Origin of the sequence: Chromobacterium sp. LK11 (assembly GCF_001043705.1) — a bacterium.
GTDB classification, from domain to species: Bacteria; Pseudomonadota; Gammaproteobacteria; order Burkholderiales; family Chromobacteriaceae; genus Chromobacterium; species Chromobacterium alkanivorans.
Window position 1 is genome coordinate 25,336 of the sequence record NZ_LDUR01000010.1, and the last position, 17,170, is coordinate 42,505.

Annotated in this window: 16 protein-coding genes; 5 read left to right on the forward strand and 11 right to left on the reverse strand. The window is 66.4% G+C overall.

Annotated features, from left to right (window positions below; translation table 11 throughout):
* Positions 1 to 179 precede the first annotated feature (179 nt).
* Both VK98_RS06435 and VK98_RS06440 read left to right on the forward strand, forming a co-directional pair.
* The gene (locus tag VK98_RS06435) at positions 180 to 1,268 is read left to right on the forward strand and encodes an agmatine/peptidylarginine deiminase (protein ID WP_048413366.1); all 1,089 of its coding nucleotides are present in this window, start codon (positions 180 to 182) and stop codon (positions 1,266 to 1,268) included.
* Positions 1,269 to 1,297: 29 nt separating this feature from the next.
* Complete coding sequence (locus VK98_RS06440) at positions 1,298 to 2,308, forward strand: LysR family transcriptional regulator (protein ID WP_082158793.1); 1,011 nt, start codon at positions 1,298 to 1,300, stop codon at positions 2,306 to 2,308.
* Between the two features lie 7 nt (positions 2,309 to 2,315).
* On the opposite strand, the gene VK98_RS06445 is transcribed toward VK98_RS06440, so the two are convergent.
* Positions 2,316 to 2,657: a hypothetical protein gene (locus VK98_RS06445; RefSeq protein WP_048413267.1), complete on the reverse strand. Its 342-nt coding sequence runs from the start codon at positions 2,655 to 2,657 to the stop codon at positions 2,316 to 2,318.
* Positions 2,658 to 3,146: 489 nt separating this feature from the next.
* Between VK98_RS06445 and VK98_RS06450 the strand changes: the two genes are divergently transcribed.
* Together VK98_RS06450 and VK98_RS23240 are read left to right on the forward strand one after the other, a co-directional pair.
* A complete protein-coding gene (locus tag VK98_RS06450; RefSeq protein ID WP_053077260.1) occupies positions 3,147 to 3,788 on the forward strand; it encodes a S24 family peptidase in 642 nt (213 codons plus the stop codon).
* 114 nt (positions 3,789 to 3,902) lie between these two features.
* A complete protein-coding gene (locus tag VK98_RS23240) occupies positions 3,903 to 4,256 on the forward strand; it encodes a VOC family protein (protein ID WP_082158794.1) in 354 nt (117 codons plus the stop codon).
* A gap of 389 nt (positions 4,257 to 4,645) precedes the next feature.
* Here the strand turns inward: VK98_RS23240 and VK98_RS06455 are convergent, their stop codons facing one another.
* The 10 genes from VK98_RS06455 to tssB form a co-directional block, all read right to left on the reverse strand.
* Positions 4,646 to 5,173 carry a toxin-antitoxin system YwqK family antitoxin gene (locus tag VK98_RS06455; RefSeq protein ID WP_048413268.1) on the reverse strand — a complete coding sequence of 176 codons (528 nt, stop codon included), beginning with the start codon at positions 5,171 to 5,173 and terminating at the stop codon, positions 4,646 to 4,648.
* Between the two features lie 4 nt (positions 5,174 to 5,177).
* A complete protein-coding gene (locus tag VK98_RS06460; RefSeq protein ID WP_048413269.1) occupies positions 5,178 to 7,184 on the reverse strand; it encodes a type VI secretion system Vgr family protein in 2,007 nt (668 codons plus the stop codon).
* A gap of 121 nt (positions 7,185 to 7,305) precedes the next feature.
* Positions 7,306 to 7,854 carry a hypothetical protein gene (locus VK98_RS23665; RefSeq protein WP_156187786.1) on the reverse strand — a complete coding sequence of 183 codons (549 nt, stop codon included), beginning with the start codon at positions 7,852 to 7,854 and terminating at the stop codon, positions 7,306 to 7,308.
* Between the two features lie 76 nt (positions 7,855 to 7,930).
* Positions 7,931 to 10,516, reverse strand: coding sequence for a type VI secretion system ATPase TssH (gene tssH, locus VK98_RS06465; RefSeq protein WP_048413270.1), 2,586 nt, complete (start codon positions 10,514 to 10,516; stop codon positions 7,931 to 7,933).
* Positions 10,513 to 11,562, reverse strand: coding sequence for a type VI secretion system baseplate subunit TssG (tssG, locus tag VK98_RS06470; RefSeq protein ID WP_048413271.1), 1,050 nt, complete (start codon positions 11,560 to 11,562; stop codon positions 10,513 to 10,515). Before tssG ends, tssH begins: the two co-directional genes overlap by 4 nt.
* Positions 11,526 to 13,325, reverse strand: a complete 1,800-nt coding sequence (gene tssF / locus VK98_RS06475; protein ID WP_197082983.1) for a type VI secretion system baseplate subunit TssF — start codon at positions 13,323 to 13,325, stop codon at positions 11,526 to 11,528. The genes tssG and tssF overlap by 37 nt, the downstream gene beginning before the upstream one ends.
* The gene (tssE, locus tag VK98_RS06480; RefSeq protein ID WP_048413273.1) at positions 13,325 to 13,792 is read right to left on the reverse strand and encodes a type VI secretion system baseplate subunit TssE; all 468 of its coding nucleotides are present in this window, start codon (positions 13,790 to 13,792) and stop codon (positions 13,325 to 13,327) included. The genes tssF and tssE overlap by 1 nt, the downstream gene beginning before the upstream one ends.
* Before the next feature lie 3 nt (positions 13,793 to 13,795).
* Positions 13,796 to 14,293, reverse strand: a complete 498-nt coding sequence (locus tag VK98_RS06485) for an Hcp family type VI secretion system effector (RefSeq protein ID WP_048413274.1) — start codon at positions 14,291 to 14,293, stop codon at positions 13,796 to 13,798.
* Positions 14,294 to 14,358: 65 nt separating this feature from the next.
* Complete coding sequence (gene tssC / locus VK98_RS06490) at positions 14,359 to 15,837, reverse strand: type VI secretion system contractile sheath large subunit (RefSeq protein ID WP_048413275.1); 1,479 nt, start codon at positions 15,835 to 15,837, stop codon at positions 14,359 to 14,361.
* 36 nt (positions 15,838 to 15,873) lie between these two features.
* Positions 15,874 to 16,419 (reverse strand): type VI secretion system contractile sheath small subunit, encoded by a 546-nt coding sequence (gene tssB, locus VK98_RS06495; protein WP_048413276.1) that lies wholly within the window; start codon positions 16,417 to 16,419, stop codon positions 15,874 to 15,876.
* Between the two features lie 281 nt (positions 16,420 to 16,700).
* On the opposite strand from tssB, the gene VK98_RS06500 reads away from it, so the two are divergent.
* Positions 16,701 to 17,156 (forward strand): hypothetical protein, encoded by a 456-nt coding sequence (locus tag VK98_RS06500; protein WP_048413277.1) that lies wholly within the window; start codon positions 16,701 to 16,703, stop codon positions 17,154 to 17,156.
* Positions 17,157 to 17,170: the final 14 nt, after the last annotated feature.

Sequence of the window (17,170 nt, forward strand, 5' to 3'; positions counted from 1 at the left end):
GGTCCCTCCGGTATTCCGTCTTCAGCTTATGTCATTCCGCCGGCCGGCGCGCGGCGGCGGCAAATACATGATAGAAATAGATAGGTTTCCGCAAAATTCATCGCTTTTTCAAATGTATTGCCGCTTGCACAATGCTGAGCGCAGCCATGTGGCTGGAAACCGGTTTTGGAGACGCGGCGATGAACACTAGACGACACTTCCTGGGCGCGAGCCTGTTGACGGCGGGCAGCCTGCTGGCCGCCCGCGGCTGGAGCGGCGTGCCGGGCGCGGCCGGCTACCGCATGCCGGACGAGGGCGAACGCCACGCCGCCACCTGGATGGCCTTCGGTCCCAGTCTGGCGGTGTGGGGAGAGGACTTGCTGCCGGTGGTGCGGCGCGATCTGGCGCGAGTGGCTCAGGCCATCGCCGCCCACGAGCCGGTGCGCATGCTGGCGCGCGCCGAGGACATGGAGCTGGCGGCCAAGCTGTGCGGCCCCAAGGTGGAACTGGTGGAGCAGCCGCTGGACGATCTGTGGATACGCGACAGCGGGCCGGTCTTCGTCAAGGGCAAGGACGGGGCGGCGGCGGTGGATTTCAACTTCAACGGCTGGGGCGGCAAGCAGGCGCATAAAAAGGACGCCAAGGTGGCCGCCGCGGTGGCGGCCAAGAGCGGCGCGCCGGCGCTGCGGACCTCCCTGGTGCTGGAGGGCGGCGGCATCGAGGTGGACGGCGAGGGCAGCGCCATCGTCACCGAGAGCTGCGTGCTCAATCCCAACCGCAATCCGGGCTGGAGCAAGGCGCAGTGCGAGCGCGAACTGCGCCGGCTGCTGGGCGTGGACAAGGTGATCTGGCTGCCCGGCATCGCCGGCCGCGACATCACCGACGGCCATACCGATTTCTACGCCCGTTTCGTCCGCCCCGGCGTGGTGGTGGCCGGCCTGGACACCGACCCGCAGTCCTACGATTACGCGGTGACCCGCCGCCACCTGGCCTTGCTGCGCCAGGCGCGCGACGCGCGCGGCCGCAAGCTGGAAGTGGTGGTCTTGCCGGGTCCGGAGCGGGTGCGGCCCGAGTACGAGGGCCACGAGATGGCGGCCGGCTACATCAATTTCTACGTCTGCAACGGGGCGGTGATCGCGCCGGAGTTCGGCGACGCCAAGGCCGACCGCAACGCGCGCGCTGCGCTGCGCGAGCTGTTCCCGCAGCGCGAGGTGGTGCAGCTGAACATAGACGGCATCGCCGCCGGCGGCGGAGGCATTCATTGCGCAACCCAGCAGCAGCCGCTTTAAGCGGCGGGAAGCCCGCGGGACAGATCAGCATGGATTCAAACAATCACCATAAGGGGCCGAAGGCGGACGAGGGGGAAGACCAGGCTACCGGCGCGGCCGGCCGGCTGCCGTCGTTGCGGCTGCTGACCGGCTTCGAAGCCGCCGCGCGCCTGGGCAGCGTGTCCCGCGCCGCCGAGGCGCTGCACCTGTCGCAGTCCGCGGTCAGCCACCAGATTCAACAGCTGGAAGCCTTTGTCGGCCAGCCCTTGTTCCAGCGCGTGGGGCGCGGCATCGAACTGACTTTCGCCGGCGAAATGCTGCAGCAGAGCGTGCGGCGCGCGCTGGACACGCTGCGGCGCGGGCTGGACCGTATCGCGGTGTACACCGATCCCGGCCTGGTGGTGCTGGTGGGGCCGGCCTTTCTGCTGCACGGCTGGCTGCAGGGGCGGCTGGACCGCTTGCGCGCCGCCCACCCGGACATCGTGCCCTTGCTGTCCACCGACGAAGAGCCGGGCCAGGCGGATGAGATCGACGTCGACATCGTCATCGGCCGGCAAGCCTTGGCGATGGCCGGCTGGGAGGACGCGGCCTGGCTGCGCGAGGACTGGCGCTTCGTCGCCGCGCCGGCCTTGGCGGAAGAGCTGGCGGCGCTGCCGGCCGAGCGCCATCCGCGGCTGGCGCGGCTGATCTGTCTGGAAAAAGCGCGGATGCCGGAGCCGGCGGAGGCCGCGGTGCAGGCCTTGTTGCCGCGTTTCGGCGTCGCCGCCGTCTACGACGCGCCGCAACTGGCGCTGGACGCGGCCTTGCGCGGCCACGGCATCGCCTGCCTGCCGTCGCTGGCGCTGGAGGAAGCGCTGGCCGACGGCCGGCTGCGCGAACTGGCCGGCTACCCGCGGCTGCCGGGCGCGCAATGGTGGCTGTCGCGGCCGCGCGACGGCCTGCGCAGCGAGGCGATGGCGCGCATGTTCGACTGGCTGCGGGAAGAGGGCGCGGCGGCGGATTGGCGGCGCGCCGCGCAAGGAGGCGCCGCGCCGGATCAGGGGTTTGATGAGCAGGGCTAAGCCGCGGTCAAGACGTCACCGCCTCCAGCTTGGCCGCGGCCAGCTGCAAACGTTGTTGCAGCGGTTCCAGCAAGGCCCACAGCGCCTTGCCGCGCAGCTGCGCGTTTTCGGTGTGGCGCAGCATCAGCAGCAGCGCGCTCAGCCCTTCGCAGCAGCGGCGCAGTTCATCGGCGATGTCGTCGTAGTGTTCGCAGCAGCGGGACAGGTAGACCAGCTCGAGGTCGATGGCGGCGAGGGTGGGGTTGTCGGCGCGCTGCGCGCGCAGTTGCTGCACGGTCTTGATCAGACGGGCGGGCGGTCTGGCCGGCGGCGGCTTGGCGAACAGGGCGAACAGGTGGCGTATCGGCATGGCGGCTCCTGGAGCTCAGTCAAGGGCGGGCGCGAGGCGAACCGGCCGGATTCGCGATTTCGGAAAGGCCGGCTTAGAATGCACGAATCGCGCTGGCGCCTGGGCGGCCTGGCTGACGGCCGCCGGATATCCGTTGACGGGTTCGGTCCGGCCTTGGCGGGGCGGCCCGTTCGAGTCACGGGAATGACGATATCTGACCACGATTGCGGTTAAGGGCAAATGCGAGCGTGGTCTGTAAATCGATAAATTAAATATATTCAATAAATTCAATGTTTTGCGCGGGCTGCAAATGTTGTTTTTTCGTCCGTCAGCTTCGTTCGTTGTTCAATCTAAGAATGTGTTTACGCTCTCGCGAGCCAAGGCGAGATAAGGCGTTGCGGCTGAGAAAGCGGAATGTACACACGGTACATGAGCATTTCGAAGTGGTACTCACCGTGCGGCGTCTCACGCGGCGCAGCAGATTAGGAACGGGCTCTAAGGGGGTGGGGATTGGAATATCTAGGCAAACGACTGAGGTTTATCCGCGACGCGGTGCTGAAAGAAGCGCGCGACGTCACCGCGCAAAAACTGGGCATCTCGCTGGTGTCGCTGCAGAACTACGAAGGCGGCGCGCGCAAACCGTCCGCCGTGCTGGTGGGCAAGTTTTCGCGGCTGACCGGCGCGCGGTTGGATTGGCTGCTGTTTGGCGAGGGGGAGGTCTTGTCGGACGAAGCCGGTCTTCGGGCCGGCGAGACGATAGAGCGCTATGCGCCGTGGGACACGCAGGTGGAAGTGCCGTGTTACGGCGCCGGCGCGGCTCTGCCTTTGGCCCAAGACTGGCTGGAGTCGCGGCTCAAGCTGCCGGCCAGTCAGCTGGCGGCGGTGGCGGTGGCCGGCGACGCGATGGCCGGGGTGCTGAACGACGGCGATCTGGTGCTGATCAACCGGGCGGAGACGCAGCCGGGCAGCGGCCTGTACGCGCTGGAGCTGGACGGCGAGGTGGTGGTGCGCCGGGCGCAGAGGCTGCCGGGCGGCAAGCTGGGCTTGTCCAGCGCCAATGAGGCGTATCCGCCGTTCGAGGTGGACCTGGCCGCGCCGCCGCCGGATTTCTCGGTGTTGGGGCGGGTGGTGTGGCTGGGGCGGCAGGTGTAGCGCTGACCTGTTCATGGTCTTTGCCGACTGGAAGTCTTGTTCAAGGCATTGAGTCCGCTGCGCGGCTACGCAGCATTTCACGCACTGAAAAAATCGTAAAAGGAGAATAAGGACATGTCGAATAACAATTTTACGAGTGTAGTCTCCGTTCTTCACGTGAATGATTTCGACGGAGCCGTTGAATGGTACGCCAAATGGCTTGGGCGCAAGCCGGATGTTACCCCTTATGAGGGCGTCGCCGAATGGCGGCTGGCGGAAAATGCTTGGATTCAAGTTTCGCTTGCGCCTGACCCAAGCCTGGCAGGTAAATCATGTGTAGTGTGCGGTGTCCACAATATCGAAACGCAGAGGACAGTTTGTCAAGACGCTGGTGTCGCCGCTAGCGAAACACAGGATCTGGGATTCATAAAGCTTGCGCAAGTCAGCGATCCAGCCGGAAATACGGTGATGTTCGTTCAGGAAATGTAGAGCAGTCTTGATTGGCGAAGTGAATGCTTAGAACCTGTTTACGCGCTGCTGCGCGTCGGCGATACGGCGTTGAAAACATCCTCAAAATGCTCATGTACCACCTGTACATTCCGCTTTTTCGCTTGTTTTCGCCTTGTCTCGCCTTTGCTCGCGAGATCGTAAACAGGTTCTTAGAGCCGCTAACAAAACCGCGCAGCGTACCTGAGCCAAGGCGCGCCGACGCAGGCAGTACAAGTGGTACGACAAGGAGGCGCAACGCAGGATCAGGGGTTTTGTTAGCCGGTCTTAGAGCGGAAATAAAAGCGGAGCGTACCCGCGGCAGATGGGCATGCTGTAGACGCACTCACCGTGCAACGCCCCACGAAGCGCAGCAGACTTTGAACAGGCTCTCACCCCATCATTTTTCGCCACCACCAGCGCCAGCGCGCCATCGGCTTGCCGTCCGCGTTCAGCGGCCGGCCGTCGTCGGCGAAGCGCTCCGGCGGCCCCAGCGGCTTGCCCTCGACAAAATTCTGCCGTTCCGCCAGCGCGCCGTTGGGGTGGTAGCGCTGTTGCAGGCCGTGCTTGAGGCCGTTGCGGTAGACCGCCAGCTCCGCCGCCTGGCCGTTGGGAAACAGGGTGCGGGTTTCGCCGTGCGGCAGGCCGTGGCGGTAATGGGCCTGGCGTTGCAGCGCGCCCTCCGGCGACCAATACTGCGCGGCGCCGTGCAGCTGGCCGCGCTGGTAATGCAGCTGGGCCGAGGGCTGGCCGCCGGGGTGCAGCAGGGTGGCCGGGCCGTGCAGCTGGCCGTCCTGGTAGTGGAAGCGCGCCAGCGGCGCGCCGGCCTGCTCGATGCGCGCCGGGCCTTGCAGCTTGCCGTCGGCCAGCTGGCCGATGAAGCGCTGCTGGTCTTGCTGGATGTCTATCGGTTCCGCCATCGCATCAGTTCTGCTGGATCAGCCCGCCCTTGAGGGTGAGCATGCCGCCGCCGTCCACGGTCTGGCTGGCGCTGGCCTTGTTGGTCAACGACACCCCGGCGTCGTTGGTCAGCGTGGTGCCGGCTTTATTGGTCAGCTCGGTGCCCGCCTGGTTGGTGAGCCCGGTGCCGGCCTTGTTGGTCAGGCTGGTGCCGGCCTGGGCGGTGTAGGCGGCGTCGCTCTTGGCGGTGAAGGCGCCGCCGCTTTGCAGGGTGAGGGTGCCGCTGACCTTGATGGTGAGGTTGCCGTCCACGGTCAGCGTGTAGTTGCCGCTGACCTTGTGTTCGTGGTTGCCGCCGGTGCTGTGGCTCTGGTCGCCCTCCACCTTGACCGTGCGCTTGCCCTTGACGTTGAGGGTTTCATTGCCGGTTTTCACTTCCACGGTGCGGTTGCCCTTGTCCACGCTGAGGCTGTCGTTGCCCTCGGTGACGCTGCGCTTGCGCTCGTTCTTCACCACCAGGGTTTCGTCGTGGCCCACGTCGGCGGCCGCGTCGTTGAGCACTTTCACCGTGTAGTCCTTCTGCGCCTGGAAGAACACTTCCTCCTTGTCCTTGCTGTCGTCGAAGCGCAATTCGTTGAAGCCGCCGCCGCCTTTTGTCGAGTTGGTCTTGAGGCCGGACTGCGCCTGCTTGGCCGGCAGTTCGTAGGGCAGCGCGTTGTCGCCGTTGTAGACGCAGCCGCTGACCAGCGGCTTGTCCGGGTCGCCGTCGATGAAGCTGACAATCACCTCCTGGCCGATGCGCGGGATGAACTGCATGCCAAAGCCCTTGCCGCTCCACGGCTGCATCACCCGCAGCCAGCAGGAGCTGGATTCGTCGTCCTTGCCGTCGCGGTCCCAGGGGAATTGCACTTTGACGCGGCCGTATTTATCGGTCCAGATCTCCTCGCCGGCCTTGCCCACCACCTTGGCCACCTGTGGGTGCATCACCGGCTTGGGTGTGAGCCGCGGCGGGCGGTAGGGGGTGGCCTTGGGGATGGCGGCGAAGCGGTTGCGGTAATGCTGCTGGCCGGCCTCGTGGCTGACGCGGGTCACCACCCAGGCGATATTGCAGGCCGGGTCCGGGTGGCCGCTCAGGGTGAAGCAGTGGCCGGGAATCAGCCAGCGGCAATCGCTGTCGCCCACCAGCTCCACTTCCTCGGCGCGCAGGCCGTCGCTGCGCTGCTTGGCCAGCGCGTCGCCGTCGGCCTTCTTGGCGTAGCCGCCCGGGTATTGGTAGAGATTGGGCAGATCGGATTTGGCCAGCGCCTGCGCGTACAGCGAGGCGCTGGCGGTGGTGAATTCGTAATCGCCGGCGCGGTAGCCGCCGGCCACCGCCTGGCGGCTGATGCCGGCGCTGCGCACGCCTTCCAGCTCGCGCCCGCCCAGGTCCTGGCCCAGATAGGGGATTTTGGCGTTATTGGGGCAGTCCGGGAAATGGCTGTTGCCGTCCGCCAGCACCAGGGTGTGCTTGCCGCCGGCGTGGGTGAAGAACCAGAAGATGCCGGCGTCTTCCAGCAGCCGCATCACAAAATTGAGATCGCTCTCGCCAAACTGCACGCAGTATTCGCGCTTGGGGTAGGTGGCGTCCAGCTTCAGCTGGTAGTCGCTGAAGCCGTGGCCGGCGAATACCGCTTTTACGATGTCCGGCACGCTCTGGTTCTGGAAGATGCGGTTGTTGCCGGCCAGGCTCAGCCACCACAGCCAGGGCCGCAGCGTCACGCTGTAGCGGTCCGCGGTGGCGTCGCCCGGCAATTGGCGTATCGCCGCGCACAGGCCGTCTACGGGCCGGGTGTTGTCGTCGCGGCGCAGGCTCAGCGTCAGGTGGGAGGCCACCGCCTTGTCCAGCGTCAGCGCGCTGTCGCTGAAGCCGGCCAGGGTGAAGCTGCCCAGCGCGTTCAGCGCCTCGTCGCCGGACAGGCTGTCCGGGTACAACTCTTTCAGCGCGGAGGCGCTGAGGGAGAGCGGGGTGGTTTTGTCGGAGGGGCGGGGCATGGTATTAATCGCATGATTTTATAGAGATTGAGGGTCTAAATATTGGAAATGTTTTCGGATCTGTTTTGTGTATGAATTTTTTGATCTGAATATGGTTTTTCTAATTTGTTCTTATTTTTTATTATTGGGTAATTGCTAAGTAATTTAATTTGGCTTTTGATATGTCTGGGTACGTTTTTTTTAAGAAGCCCATTAACTCGCCAACCGTGTCAATTGGATCTATGGAGTATAATCCAAAGTTCGGGTCGAACCAGTAACACTGCCCGCCTTTTTTTAATAAAACCGTGGCGTGCCCCCATTTTTTTCCAAAAAATGATAAAATATATATGGAGTTTGCAATCGCGGCTGTGTCCAATAAGGTGTAGGCTGATGTCATTGTTTCTCCTATGTTTTCAGATCCTGATGCTATGTCTATATTGAAAATTAATCCAGTGATTGTATCGTTTCTACCTTGATTTGATTGCTTTTGATAAGTTAATCCAGTTTCCATAATTTTCCCAGGTTTTAAGGCGAATTTGCTAACGTATTGCAAAAACTCTGGGTTGTCTAAGGACTTGGCTGTTTCGATTAACCATATGCACAGCCCAAAGCATATTCCATTGTCAATCTTTACTTTGTTTTTGTCGTGTGGATTTCCTTGCGAGAATGAAATTATTAATGTCATGGCCATGCTCTTCTCCTGGGTGTTCGTTTGTTAGTGTTGTTGAGTGCTACTCTTTTTTGAGTAAAGCCAGCTCTGATGTAAGTTAACTTTGCTCAACCGCCCACTCCGCCAATTTCCCCACCACCTCCGCCAATAAAACATTATCAATATCCCTAGCCCCGGCCCCACGGCAGCGGTTTAGCACCGCCTGAATTAGCCCCGGATCAAAATCAAACATCTTGCCGGTGGCGCGTTGATAGCGTTGGCGCAGCACTTCCAGCTTGCTGCGCACGATGTCGGCCAGCACTGTGTCGTCCAGCGCGCGGTAGGGCACCACCGTCATCCGCGCCAGCAGCGCCGGGCGGAAGGCGGCGTTGAGCTGCGGCCGCAGTTGGTCGATGAAGCCGGGGTGGCCGATGGCGGCGGGCGCGGCGGCCAGGATGGCTTCCGCCCCCACATTGCTGGTGGCCAGGATGATGGTGTTGTTGAAGTCCACCACCAGGCCGCTGCCGTCTTCCATCTGGCCCTTGTCGAACACGTTGTAGAAGGCTTCCAACACGTCCGGGTGGGCTTTTTCGATTTCGTCGAGCAGCACCACGCTGTAGGGCTTGCGCCGCACCGCCTCGGTCAGCACGCCGCCCTGGCCGTAGCCGACATAGCCGGGCGGTGCTCCCTTGAGCTGGCTGACGCTGTGGGCTTCCTGGTATTCCGCCAGGTTGACCACGATCAGATTGCGTTCGCCGCCGTAGAGGGCGTCGGCCAGCGCGTAGGCGGTTTCGGTCTTGCCCACGCCGGTGGGGCCGAGCAGCAGGAACACGCCCACCGGCTTGCCGGGGTCGGTCAGGCCGGCGCGGTAGGCCTGGATGCGTTGGGCGATCTTGCCCAGCGCGGCCGGCTGGCCGATCACGCGCTGGCCCATGCGCTGGGCCAGGGTGCGGATGGCGTAGGCTTCGTCGGCCAGCATCTTGCCCACCGGGATGCCGGTCCAGCCGGCGATGACGGCGGCCACCGCCTTGGAGTCCACGTGTTCCGGCACCAGCGGGTCGTCCTGGCGCAGCGCGTCCAGGCCGGCTTCCAGCCGCGCCAGTTGTTCCGCCAGCCGCAGCGCTGGGTCCGCGGCTTCGTCGTCGTTGGCGGTCGCGGTCCCGTCTTCGGCTTCTTCCAGCAGCAGCGGCGGTTCGCCGGCGGGCAGCTCGGGCTCGCTGGCCAGGAAGTCCAGCAGTTGCTGGCGGGTGCGCAGGATTTCGCGCACCGCGCGCAATTCGTCCTGCCAGCGCACGGTCAGCTCGCGCATGGCTTGCAGTTGGCGCGCGCTGTCTTGGCGCAACGCGGCGATGCGGGCGGCGTGGTCCAGGCCGGTGGCCTGTTCGTTCAGCAGCCGCTCCAGTTCTTCGTCCAGCATGGCCTGGCGGTGGCGCAGGTTTTCCAGCTGCGGCGGCTGGTCGTGCTGGGCCAGCGCCACGCGGGCGCAGGCGGTGTCCAGCACGCTGATGGCCTTGTCCGGCAGCTGGCGGCCGGAGATGTAGCGGTGGGAGAGCTTGACCGCGTCGTGGATGGCGGCGTCCAGGATGCGCACGCCGTGGTGTTGTTCCAGCCGGGCGGCGACGCCGCGCAGCATGGCCACGGCGCGGTCTTCGTCCGGTTCTTCCACTTGCACCGGCTGGAAGCGCCGCGCCAGCGCCGGGTCGCGCTCGAAGTATTTCTTGTATTCCTGCCAGGTGGTGGCGGCCACGGTGCGCAGTTCGCCGCGCGCCAGCGCCGGCTTGAGCAGGTTGGCGGCGTCGCTGTGGCCCTCGGCCGCGCCGGCGCCCACCAGGGTGTGGGCTTCGTCGATGAACAGGATGATGGGCCGGGCGGCGGCGCGGATGTCGTCCATCACGCTTTGCAGCCTTTGTTCGAATTCGCCCTTGAGTCCGGCGCCGGCTTGCAGCAGGCCCAGGTCCAGCGCCAGCAGGCCGACGCCGGCCAGCGCCGGCGGCACTTCCTCGTGGGCGATGCGCAACGCCAGGCCTTCCGCCACCGCGGTTTTGCCCACGCCGGGCGCGCCCACCAGGATGGGGTTGTTCTGGCGGCGGCGCAGCAGGATGTCCAGGCATTGGCGGATTTCGCCGTCGCGGCCCACGATGGGGTCGATGCGGCCGGCGCGGGCGTCGGCCACCAGGTCGTGGGTGAAGCGCGCCAGCGCGCCGGCCGGTTCCGCCGCGGCGGCGGACGGGGCTTCGCGCGAGGCGGCGGCCCAGGCGTCCAGTTGTTCGCTCAGCGGCTGGCGCGGCGCGCGCAGCAGGCAGGGCGCGCCGATCAGCAGCAGATTGCGCAGCTCGTCGCGCTCCAGCAGGGTGAGCAGCAGCAGGCCGGAGCGGATGCTGGCCTGCTGGCGCAGCGTGGCCAGCAGCAGCGCTTCCTTGAGCCAGGCCACGGTGTGGCTGGAGAAGGCCGGGGCGCGGGTTTCGCCGCGCTTGAACTGGTCCAGGCTGCGGCGCAGCTCCGCGCTCAGCTGGTCTGTGCTCAGGCCCAGCTTGGGCAGCAGCAGCGGCAGGTCGCCGTTGGGCAGTTCCAGCAGTTCCAGCAGCACGTGTTCGATTTCCACATAGTAGTGGCTTTGCTGCAGGCAGCGTTGGGCGGCCAGCTCCAGCGCCTTGCGGCAGCTGGGGTTGAGGCGGGCCACCAGTTCGGACAGTTCGGCGCTCATGCCGGCTCCTCGCCGGGCGGGGACGGCCGTTGCAGCCGGGTGTCCAGCCGCCGGGCTCCGCCGGGGCCACCCAGCCAGCTGTCCCAGCTCAGCCGCGGCGCGGCGCGGGCTTGCAGCTTGAGCGCGGCGGCCGGGGCCTGCCACAGCAGGCTGAGCTGGATGTCCAGGTCCGGGCCGAAGTAGAACGCCGCCAGCGCGGCCAGCGCGCGGTGGCGTTCGCCGCCGGGCAGGAAGGCGCGGTAGCCGGCCGGGTCCAGCGGGCCCACGGTCAGGCGGATGCCGGCGTGTTCGTCCCAGGCGCGGCGGCCGGCCAGCGCGCCCTGGCCCAGCGCGGCGTTGTGGCCGTGGGGGCCGATGCTGGTGCGGCTGGCCGGCGGGATCTCGCGCCAGCCGCCGGCGTAGGGGCTGGCTTGCACCGGCGCGGCTAGGTGGCGGCTGGCCAAGGCGGCGAAGCCGGCCAGCGAGCGGCGGCGGTCCGCCAGTAGGGCGGCGCGGGCCAGCAGCGCGGCGTCCGGCACCGCCTGGCGTTGTTGCAGGCCGGCGGGCAGCAGGCCGCACAGACTGAGCAGCAGCGGCCGCGCCGGGCTGAGCCGCGGCGCGGCGAAGCTGGGCGCCAGCCGGTATTTGCGCTGGGCGCGGTAGAGCAGGGCCAGCAGCCGGTGCTGGAACAGTTGCAGGAATTCCGCCGGCGCGTGGTCTTTGTCCTGGCGGCGTTGTTGCAGCCATTCCTGATAGGCGTAGGGCAGCGGGCCGTCCGGGCCGCCCAGGCCGAAGGATTCGACATCGAGCGCCGGCTGGCCGTCCCGCGCGTCGCCGCCCAGCGCGCCCGGTTCCAGCGCGCTCAGTTCGCTTGCGGCGAAGGCGGGCAGCAGCGGGCCGCGCAGCCGCAGCGCCTCGCGCGCCGGGTCCGCGCCCTGGCCCAGCGGCGCGGCCTGCGGCGTCAGCCGTTCCAGCAGCATCACCGCCTGGGCGAATTCAAAGCCCTGCGGCCGCGTCAGCAGCCGCTCGGCTACAGAACCAGGTTGGGGCCGGGCGGGGGCTGCCATGTCTGGATCTCCTGTTGCTGGTGGACGAGTCGGGTGCGCACGAAGCGGTTGGCGTGGGCGTAGAGGGCGAAGAAGTGGGCGAGCACGGCGGCGAACAGCACGCGGCTGCCGCCGGCGAAGCAGGCCGGGTCCAGCTCCAGCGTCAGCAGCAGGCCGTTGCGCCAGCCGCGCCAGGCGTCGGCGCCGACGTGGTCGACGATGCGTTCGCTGCCGAGCGCGGCGATGCCTTCGATCTGGCGGCGCGCGGCCGGCTGTTCGCCCAGATTGTGCAGCGCCAGCATTTCGCGCAGCGCTGCCAGCGCTTGCGGGCCTTCGCTCAGCGACAGGTGGTTGAGGCTGAGCTGGGACACCAGTTTCCAGCGCGAGGCGCCGTCCAGCGCGGCTTCGGTTTGCGGCCGCGGCGGGCGTAGCAGCCGCGCCTGGCCCACCGGGCCGGGCAGTTCGAACATCAGCGGCGCGCCGGCCGGCAGTTGCTCGGCCAAGTGGCGGTTGGTGCACAGCAGCTCGGCGGTGAGGCTGAGCTCGCTGGCGGCCAGCGGGTCGAAATCGGCGTCCACCAGGGTCAGCAGCATGTCGCTGCCGGGGCGCAGGCGGTTGAGACCGCGCACGCGGCGCGCATGCCAGTAGCGGCCGTCGCCGCCCTCGCCGTGGCTGCAGGCGAAGTAGGGGGCGATGCGGCGCGCGCCGTCCGGGCCGGCGGCGCGCAGCTGGCGGATGGAGTGGATTTCCACGCTGTGGTCGCGGTGGGCGTCGGCCACCAGCAGGTATTCGCTGCGGCTGCCGTCCGGGCGCAGCGGTTCCGAGGTGTGCGGAAACAGATTGATCACCGGCGCGCAGCCCAGCGCGATGTCGCCGTGCTGGATGCCCAGGCGGCCGGCCGGCGCGCGTTCGAAGGCGATGACGATTTCCAGCTGCCGCTCCGCCTGGCGCGGCAGGCAGAGCGGCAGGTCGAAGAAGGCGAACTTTTCCGGGCAGGCGAAGTATTCCGCCAGCAGCGCGTGCGCCGGGTGCACGCCGTCCTCGGCCGGCAGCAGCGCTTCGTCGGCGCTAAAGCCGCAGGCGCGCGGCAGCGCGCCGGGGCGGATGGAGGGCGCCAGGCCGGGCCGCTCCGGCAGCCGGCAGCTGATTTGCAGGCTGTGGGCGGACAGCAGGTCGTAGAGCGCGGCGGCGTTGAGCGGGGAGCCGGCCAGGTGGATGCGCAGGCTGTTCAGCGGCAGCGCGCCCAGCGGCTCCGGCCCCAGTTTTTCCAGCCGCAGCACCAGGGCGGCGCGCGCCTGGGCCAGGCCGCTGGCGGCCTGGGCTTCGTCCTCGGTCAGCAGGCTGGCGGCGGCGAGCCGCAGCGGCCACAGGGTGACGGCGGCGCTGGTGCGAAAGCGCAGGCTGTCGCCGGCGGTGGTGGCCACGAACAGCGGGGTGCCGCGTTCGATGCGGTAGCCGGCGTCCAGCTTGCCCTTGTCCGGGTCCGGCTCGAAGCGGGCGATGGCGCAGGAGGGCATCGGCCGCAGCGCGTGCGGGTAGAGCTGCTCCAGCAGCGCGTCGGTGAGTTCGGAGTAGTCGTCGTCCAGCCGGCGTTGCAGCCGCGCGCACAGCAGGGCGAAGCCTTCCAGCAGCCGTTCCACTTGCGGGTCCGGGCATTCGCCGTCGCTCAGTTGCAGGCGGTGGGCCACCTTGGGGTAGCGGTGGGCGAATTCGCCGCCGGCGTGGCGCAGGTAGGCGAGTTCGCGTTGGTAGTAGTCCAGCAGGCGCGGGTCCAGCGATTCCATCAGCCGGCGTCCTCGCAGGCGGTCAGCCGCGCGCCGGACGGGTCCAGCTCGGCGACGAAGGCGGCCGGCCAGCGGCTGCCCTCGGCCTGGAGTTCGCCGTCTATGCGCACGCTGAGAAGCAGGCCGCGACCTTGCACCGTGTCCACGCTGACGCGCGGCGCGGCCAGCCGGGGTTCGAAGCTGCGTATCGCCTGGCGGATCTCGCGCGCCAGCCGCTGGCGGTCTTCGGCGCGTTCAGGGTGCAGCGCGCTCCAGTCCGCCACGCCGTAGTCGATGACGCTGAGTTCGGCCAGGTAGGGTTGTTCGGCGCGGCGGCTGGACAGCAGCCGCGCCAGCTCCGCCCGCACCGATTCCTGCAGCCGGCGGCGGTCCACCCGCAGCAGCGGCTCGGCTTCCAGCCTTTGCCGCGGTTCGGCGTCGGCCAGCAGTTCGAACAGACCCGGGCGGAACTGGGCAGGCTGGCGCATGGTTTACTTGGAGTACTTGTTGGCGGCCAGGTCCCACACCGCGGCGGCGTTGCCGTCCTTGGCACCGGTGTCTTTCTGGGTGGTCAGCTCCCACTTGATCTTGGTGAAGTTGAGCGAGAGGTTTTCCACCGGCTTGCCGCCGGTGCCGCCGCTGACGCTGACATTGGACAGGATGGCGTTGGTCAGGGTGTAGACGATGTAGGGCAGCACCTTGCCGCTGCTGTCGGCGGCGTTGCGGCCTATGGTGATCTTGACCTCGGGGATGTTCTTGCCCTGGCAGCAGTAGGCGTTGAGCTCCGGCGTGGATTTATCGGTGAACTTGGTCAGGCTGAATTCGCCGATATGCGGCTTGCCGGAGGTGCGTTCGGTGTTGCTGACGTCGTTGGTCACCTGCATGGCCACGTTGTGGCTGTAGGACAGCACTTCGATCTTGTCGGCGTAGCCTTCCAGCTTGCACTCGCCCTTGATGTCGCTGCCCAGGTCCAGAATGATGGCGTCCATTGCTATGTGTTCTCCGTGTTATGAGACATATCGGGCCCGCCGCGCGGCGGGCCCTTGGTGTGGCGTCAGGCGGCGGCCGGCGGCGGCAGCTCCGCCACCAGGCGGATGGACGCGGTCAGTTCTTCCAGCTGGAAGTGCGGGCGCAGGAAGACGGTGGCGCGGTAGGCGCCGGGCTTGCCCGGCACTTCGGTCACGTCCACCCGCGCTTCGCGCAGCGGGTACTGGGCCTTCACTTCCTGCGGCGCGTTGTCGTTGACCAGCACGTAGTCCGCTATCCAGTTGTTCAGATAGGTTTCCACGTTGTCGCGGGTCAGGAAGCTGCCGATCTTGTCGCGCATGATCACCTTGATGTAGTGGGCGAAGCGCGAGGCGGCCAGCACATAGGGCAGCATCGCGGAGATGCGCGCGTTGGCGTTGGCGGCGTTGGTGTTGTAGAGCTTGGGCTGGTTGGCGCTCTGGCCGCCGAAGAACACCGCCAGATCGGTGTTTTTCTTGTGGCACAGCGCGATGAAGCCCAGGCCGTCCAGCTCTTTCTCGCGGCGGTCGGTGATGGCGATCTCGGTGGGGCATTTGAGCGCGATGTCGCCGGAGACGGTGCCGAAGGTGTGGGCCGGCAGGCCTTCCACCGCGCCGCCGCCTTCCACGCCGCGGATGGCCGCGCACCAGCCGTATTTGGCGAAGGCGTCGGTGATGCGCTGGCCCAGCGCGTAGGCGGCGTTGCCCCACAGGTATTTGCCGTGGTCGGTGCCGTTGACGTCTTCCACGTAGTTCATGCCCTCGGTGGGCTTGGTGTCCGGGCCGTAGGGCAGGCGCAGCAGGATGTGCGGCAGCACCAGGCTGACGTAGCGGGAATCCTCGCTGGCGCGGAAGGAGCGCCATTTGATCAGCTCGGCGCTTTCAAAGGCCTTGGCCAGGTCGCGCGGCACCGCCAGTTCGGTGAAGCTGCTCATGTCGAACAGCCGCGGGCTGGCGGCGGAGATCAGCGGCGCGTGCGCGGCGGCGGCCACATTGGACAGCTTTTCCAGCAGCGCCACGTCTTGCGGGTGGCGGCCGAACTCGTAGTCGCCGATCAGCAGGCTGATGGGGTGGCCGCCGAAGGTGCCGTACTCTTCCTCGTAAATCTTCTTGAACAGCGCGCTCTGGTCGAATTCCACCGCCTTTTCCAGATCGTTCTGCAGCTCGTCCTTGGTGGCGTTGAGCAGGCGCAGCTTCAGCCGGCTGCTGGTTTCGGTGTTCATCACCAGGAAGTGCAGGCCGCGCCAGGAGGCTTCCATCTTCTGCACGTCCGGGTGGTGCAGGATGTTGTTGAGCTGCTTGCTCAGCAATTGGTCGATGATGGCGATGCGGTGGTTGATCATCGCCACGGTGTCTTTGTCGATGGCCATGCCTTCGTCCAACACCTGGGTGGCGAATTCGGACAGCAGGTCCTTGGCGTATTCCTGCTGGATGTCGTCGTGGGCCATGCGGCCTTCCTGGATGATGCGGTCCAGCAGCGACAGCGAGGCGGCGTCGCCGCTGGGCGCTTCGGCTTGGGTCTTAGCCATGAGATGTCTCCGGTGTCGGGTAGGGGGAACTGGGCGTCAGGCGGCCGGCGGCGCGTCCGGCGCCGGCGCGGCTTCCGCGGCGGCCGGGGCCTCGGGGCGGGCGCTCTTGATCTTTTGCAGTTCCTCGGTGTTGGCCACCACGTCCTGCAACAGCTTGTCCAGTTCGTCGTTGCCATCCAGCTTGGTCAGCAGGTCGCGCAGCTTCTGGCGTGCCTCGTACAGCCGGCGCAGCGGGGTAACCTGCTTGACGATGTTGACCGGGTCGAAGTCGTCGAAGTGGTTGAACTTCAGCTCCACGTTCAGCTTGCTGCCGTCGTCGGCCAGCGCGTTGTCCACCTGGGCGGTGACGCGCGGCGTCAGCGAGGCCAGCACCGCGTTGAAGTTGTCGCGGTCGATTTCCACGAAGCGGCGCTCGCTGAGCTTGGGCAGCGGCTGCTCCTGCTTGCCAGCCAGGTCCGCCATGATGCCTACCACCAGCGGCAGCTCCCGTTTTTCCAGGGCGTTGCCGATTTCCACGTCATACGTGATTTGCACGCGCGGCGGACGAATCCGGTCCAGCTTGTGCTGTGTGCTCTCTGCCATAACAGACCTCGATCGGTTGGGAAGCTAGGGACGCCGACGGCGGGCCGCGAGTCCGGTCCGCTTTGGCGAAATTGCATGATTGTCAGACCAGTGTTGCCCGGTCGGGCCTGGTCGCTCTTTTCCATTGATGCCGGCTCAAGCCGTCGCATGGAAGCCTTTTTTGCTGACAAATGCTTGCAACTTGCATTTTTCAATGACCATGGCTTAACAATTCCTATAGAACTGTCGGCGTTTTTTTGCCAATATTATTTGCAATGGATAATGGCGTTGAGGTGATGCGGATGCGCAACGGGTATCTGGCTGGGCTGTTCTGCTGTTTGGCGCTGGGCTTGGGCGGCTGCTCGTCGCTGGGCTTCGGCCCCTCGGTCAAACTGCAGGCGGCCACGCTGGACGTGGTCAGCATGGCCAACGACGACACGCCGCTGGCGGTGGACTTCGTCGCGGTCAAGGACCCGGAGCTGCACAAGCTGTTGCTGGGTCTGCCGGCGGCCAAGTGGTTTGAGCAGCGCGAGCAGCTGCAGCGGGATTACCCGGAGGGCATCAAGGTGTGGGGGCTGGAGCTGGTGCCGGGCCAGCACCTGGAAACCGAAGACGTGCCGATACGCGGCGAATCCGCGGCCGGCCTGCTGGTGTACGCCAGCTACGCCGGGCCGGGCATGCACCGGCTGAGCCTGGATACGCGCAAGAAGGTCTGGTTGCGTTTTGAAAGCAAGAATATGCGGCTGATGGAGCCGTAGCGGGGGGAGAGCGG

Bases quoted from the DNA above. Each gene is read 5' to 3' on its own strand.
- tssE (WP_048413273.1), bottom strand. From the start codon at position 13,792: ATGCGCCAGCCTGCCCAGTTCCGCCCGGGTCTGTTCGAACTGCTGGCC.
- tssG (WP_048413271.1), bottom strand. From the start codon at position 11,562: ATGGCAGCCCCCGCCCGGCCCCAACCTGGTTCTGTAGCCGAGCGGCTG.
- VK98_RS06460 (WP_048413269.1), bottom strand. From the start codon at position 7,184: ATGCCCCGCCCCTCCGACAAAACCACCCCGCTCTCCCTCAGCGCCTCC.
- VK98_RS06445 (WP_048413267.1), bottom strand. From the start codon at position 2,657: ATGCCGATACGCCACCTGTTCGCCCTGTTCGCCAAGCCGCCGCCGGCC.
- VK98_RS06435 (WP_048413366.1), top strand. From the start codon at position 180: ATGAACACTAGACGACACTTCCTGGGCGCGAGCCTGTTGACGGCGGGC.
- VK98_RS06455 (WP_048413268.1), bottom strand. From the start codon at position 5,173: ATGGCGGAACCGATAGACATCCAGCAAGACCAGCAGCGCTTCATCGGC.
- VK98_RS23240 (WP_082158794.1), top strand. From the start codon at position 3,903: ATGTCGAATAACAATTTTACGAGTGTAGTCTCCGTTCTTCACGTGAAT.
- VK98_RS06485 (WP_048413274.1), bottom strand. From the start codon at position 14,293: ATGGACGCCATCATTCTGGACCTGGGCAGCGACATCAAGGGCGAGTGC.
- tssC (WP_048413275.1), bottom strand. From the start codon at position 15,837: ATGGCTAAGACCCAAGCCGAAGCGCCCAGCGGCGACGCCGCCTCGCTG.
- VK98_RS23665 (WP_156187786.1), bottom strand. From the start codon at position 7,854: ATGGCCATGACATTAATAATTTCATTCTCGCAAGGAAATCCACACGAC.
- VK98_RS06440 (WP_082158793.1), top strand. From the start codon at position 1,298: ATGGATTCAAACAATCACCATAAGGGGCCGAAGGCGGACGAGGGGGAA.
- tssH (WP_048413270.1), bottom strand. From the start codon at position 10,516: ATGAGCGCCGAACTGTCCGAACTGGTGGCCCGCCTCAACCCCAGCTGC.
- tssB (WP_048413276.1), bottom strand. From the start codon at position 16,419: ATGGCAGAGAGCACACAGCACAAGCTGGACCGGATTCGTCCGCCGCGC.
- VK98_RS06500 (WP_048413277.1), top strand. From the start codon at position 16,701: ATGCGCAACGGGTATCTGGCTGGGCTGTTCTGCTGTTTGGCGCTGGGC.
- tssF (WP_197082983.1), bottom strand. From the start codon at position 13,325: ATGGAATCGCTGGACCCGCGCCTGCTGGACTACTACCAACGCGAACTC.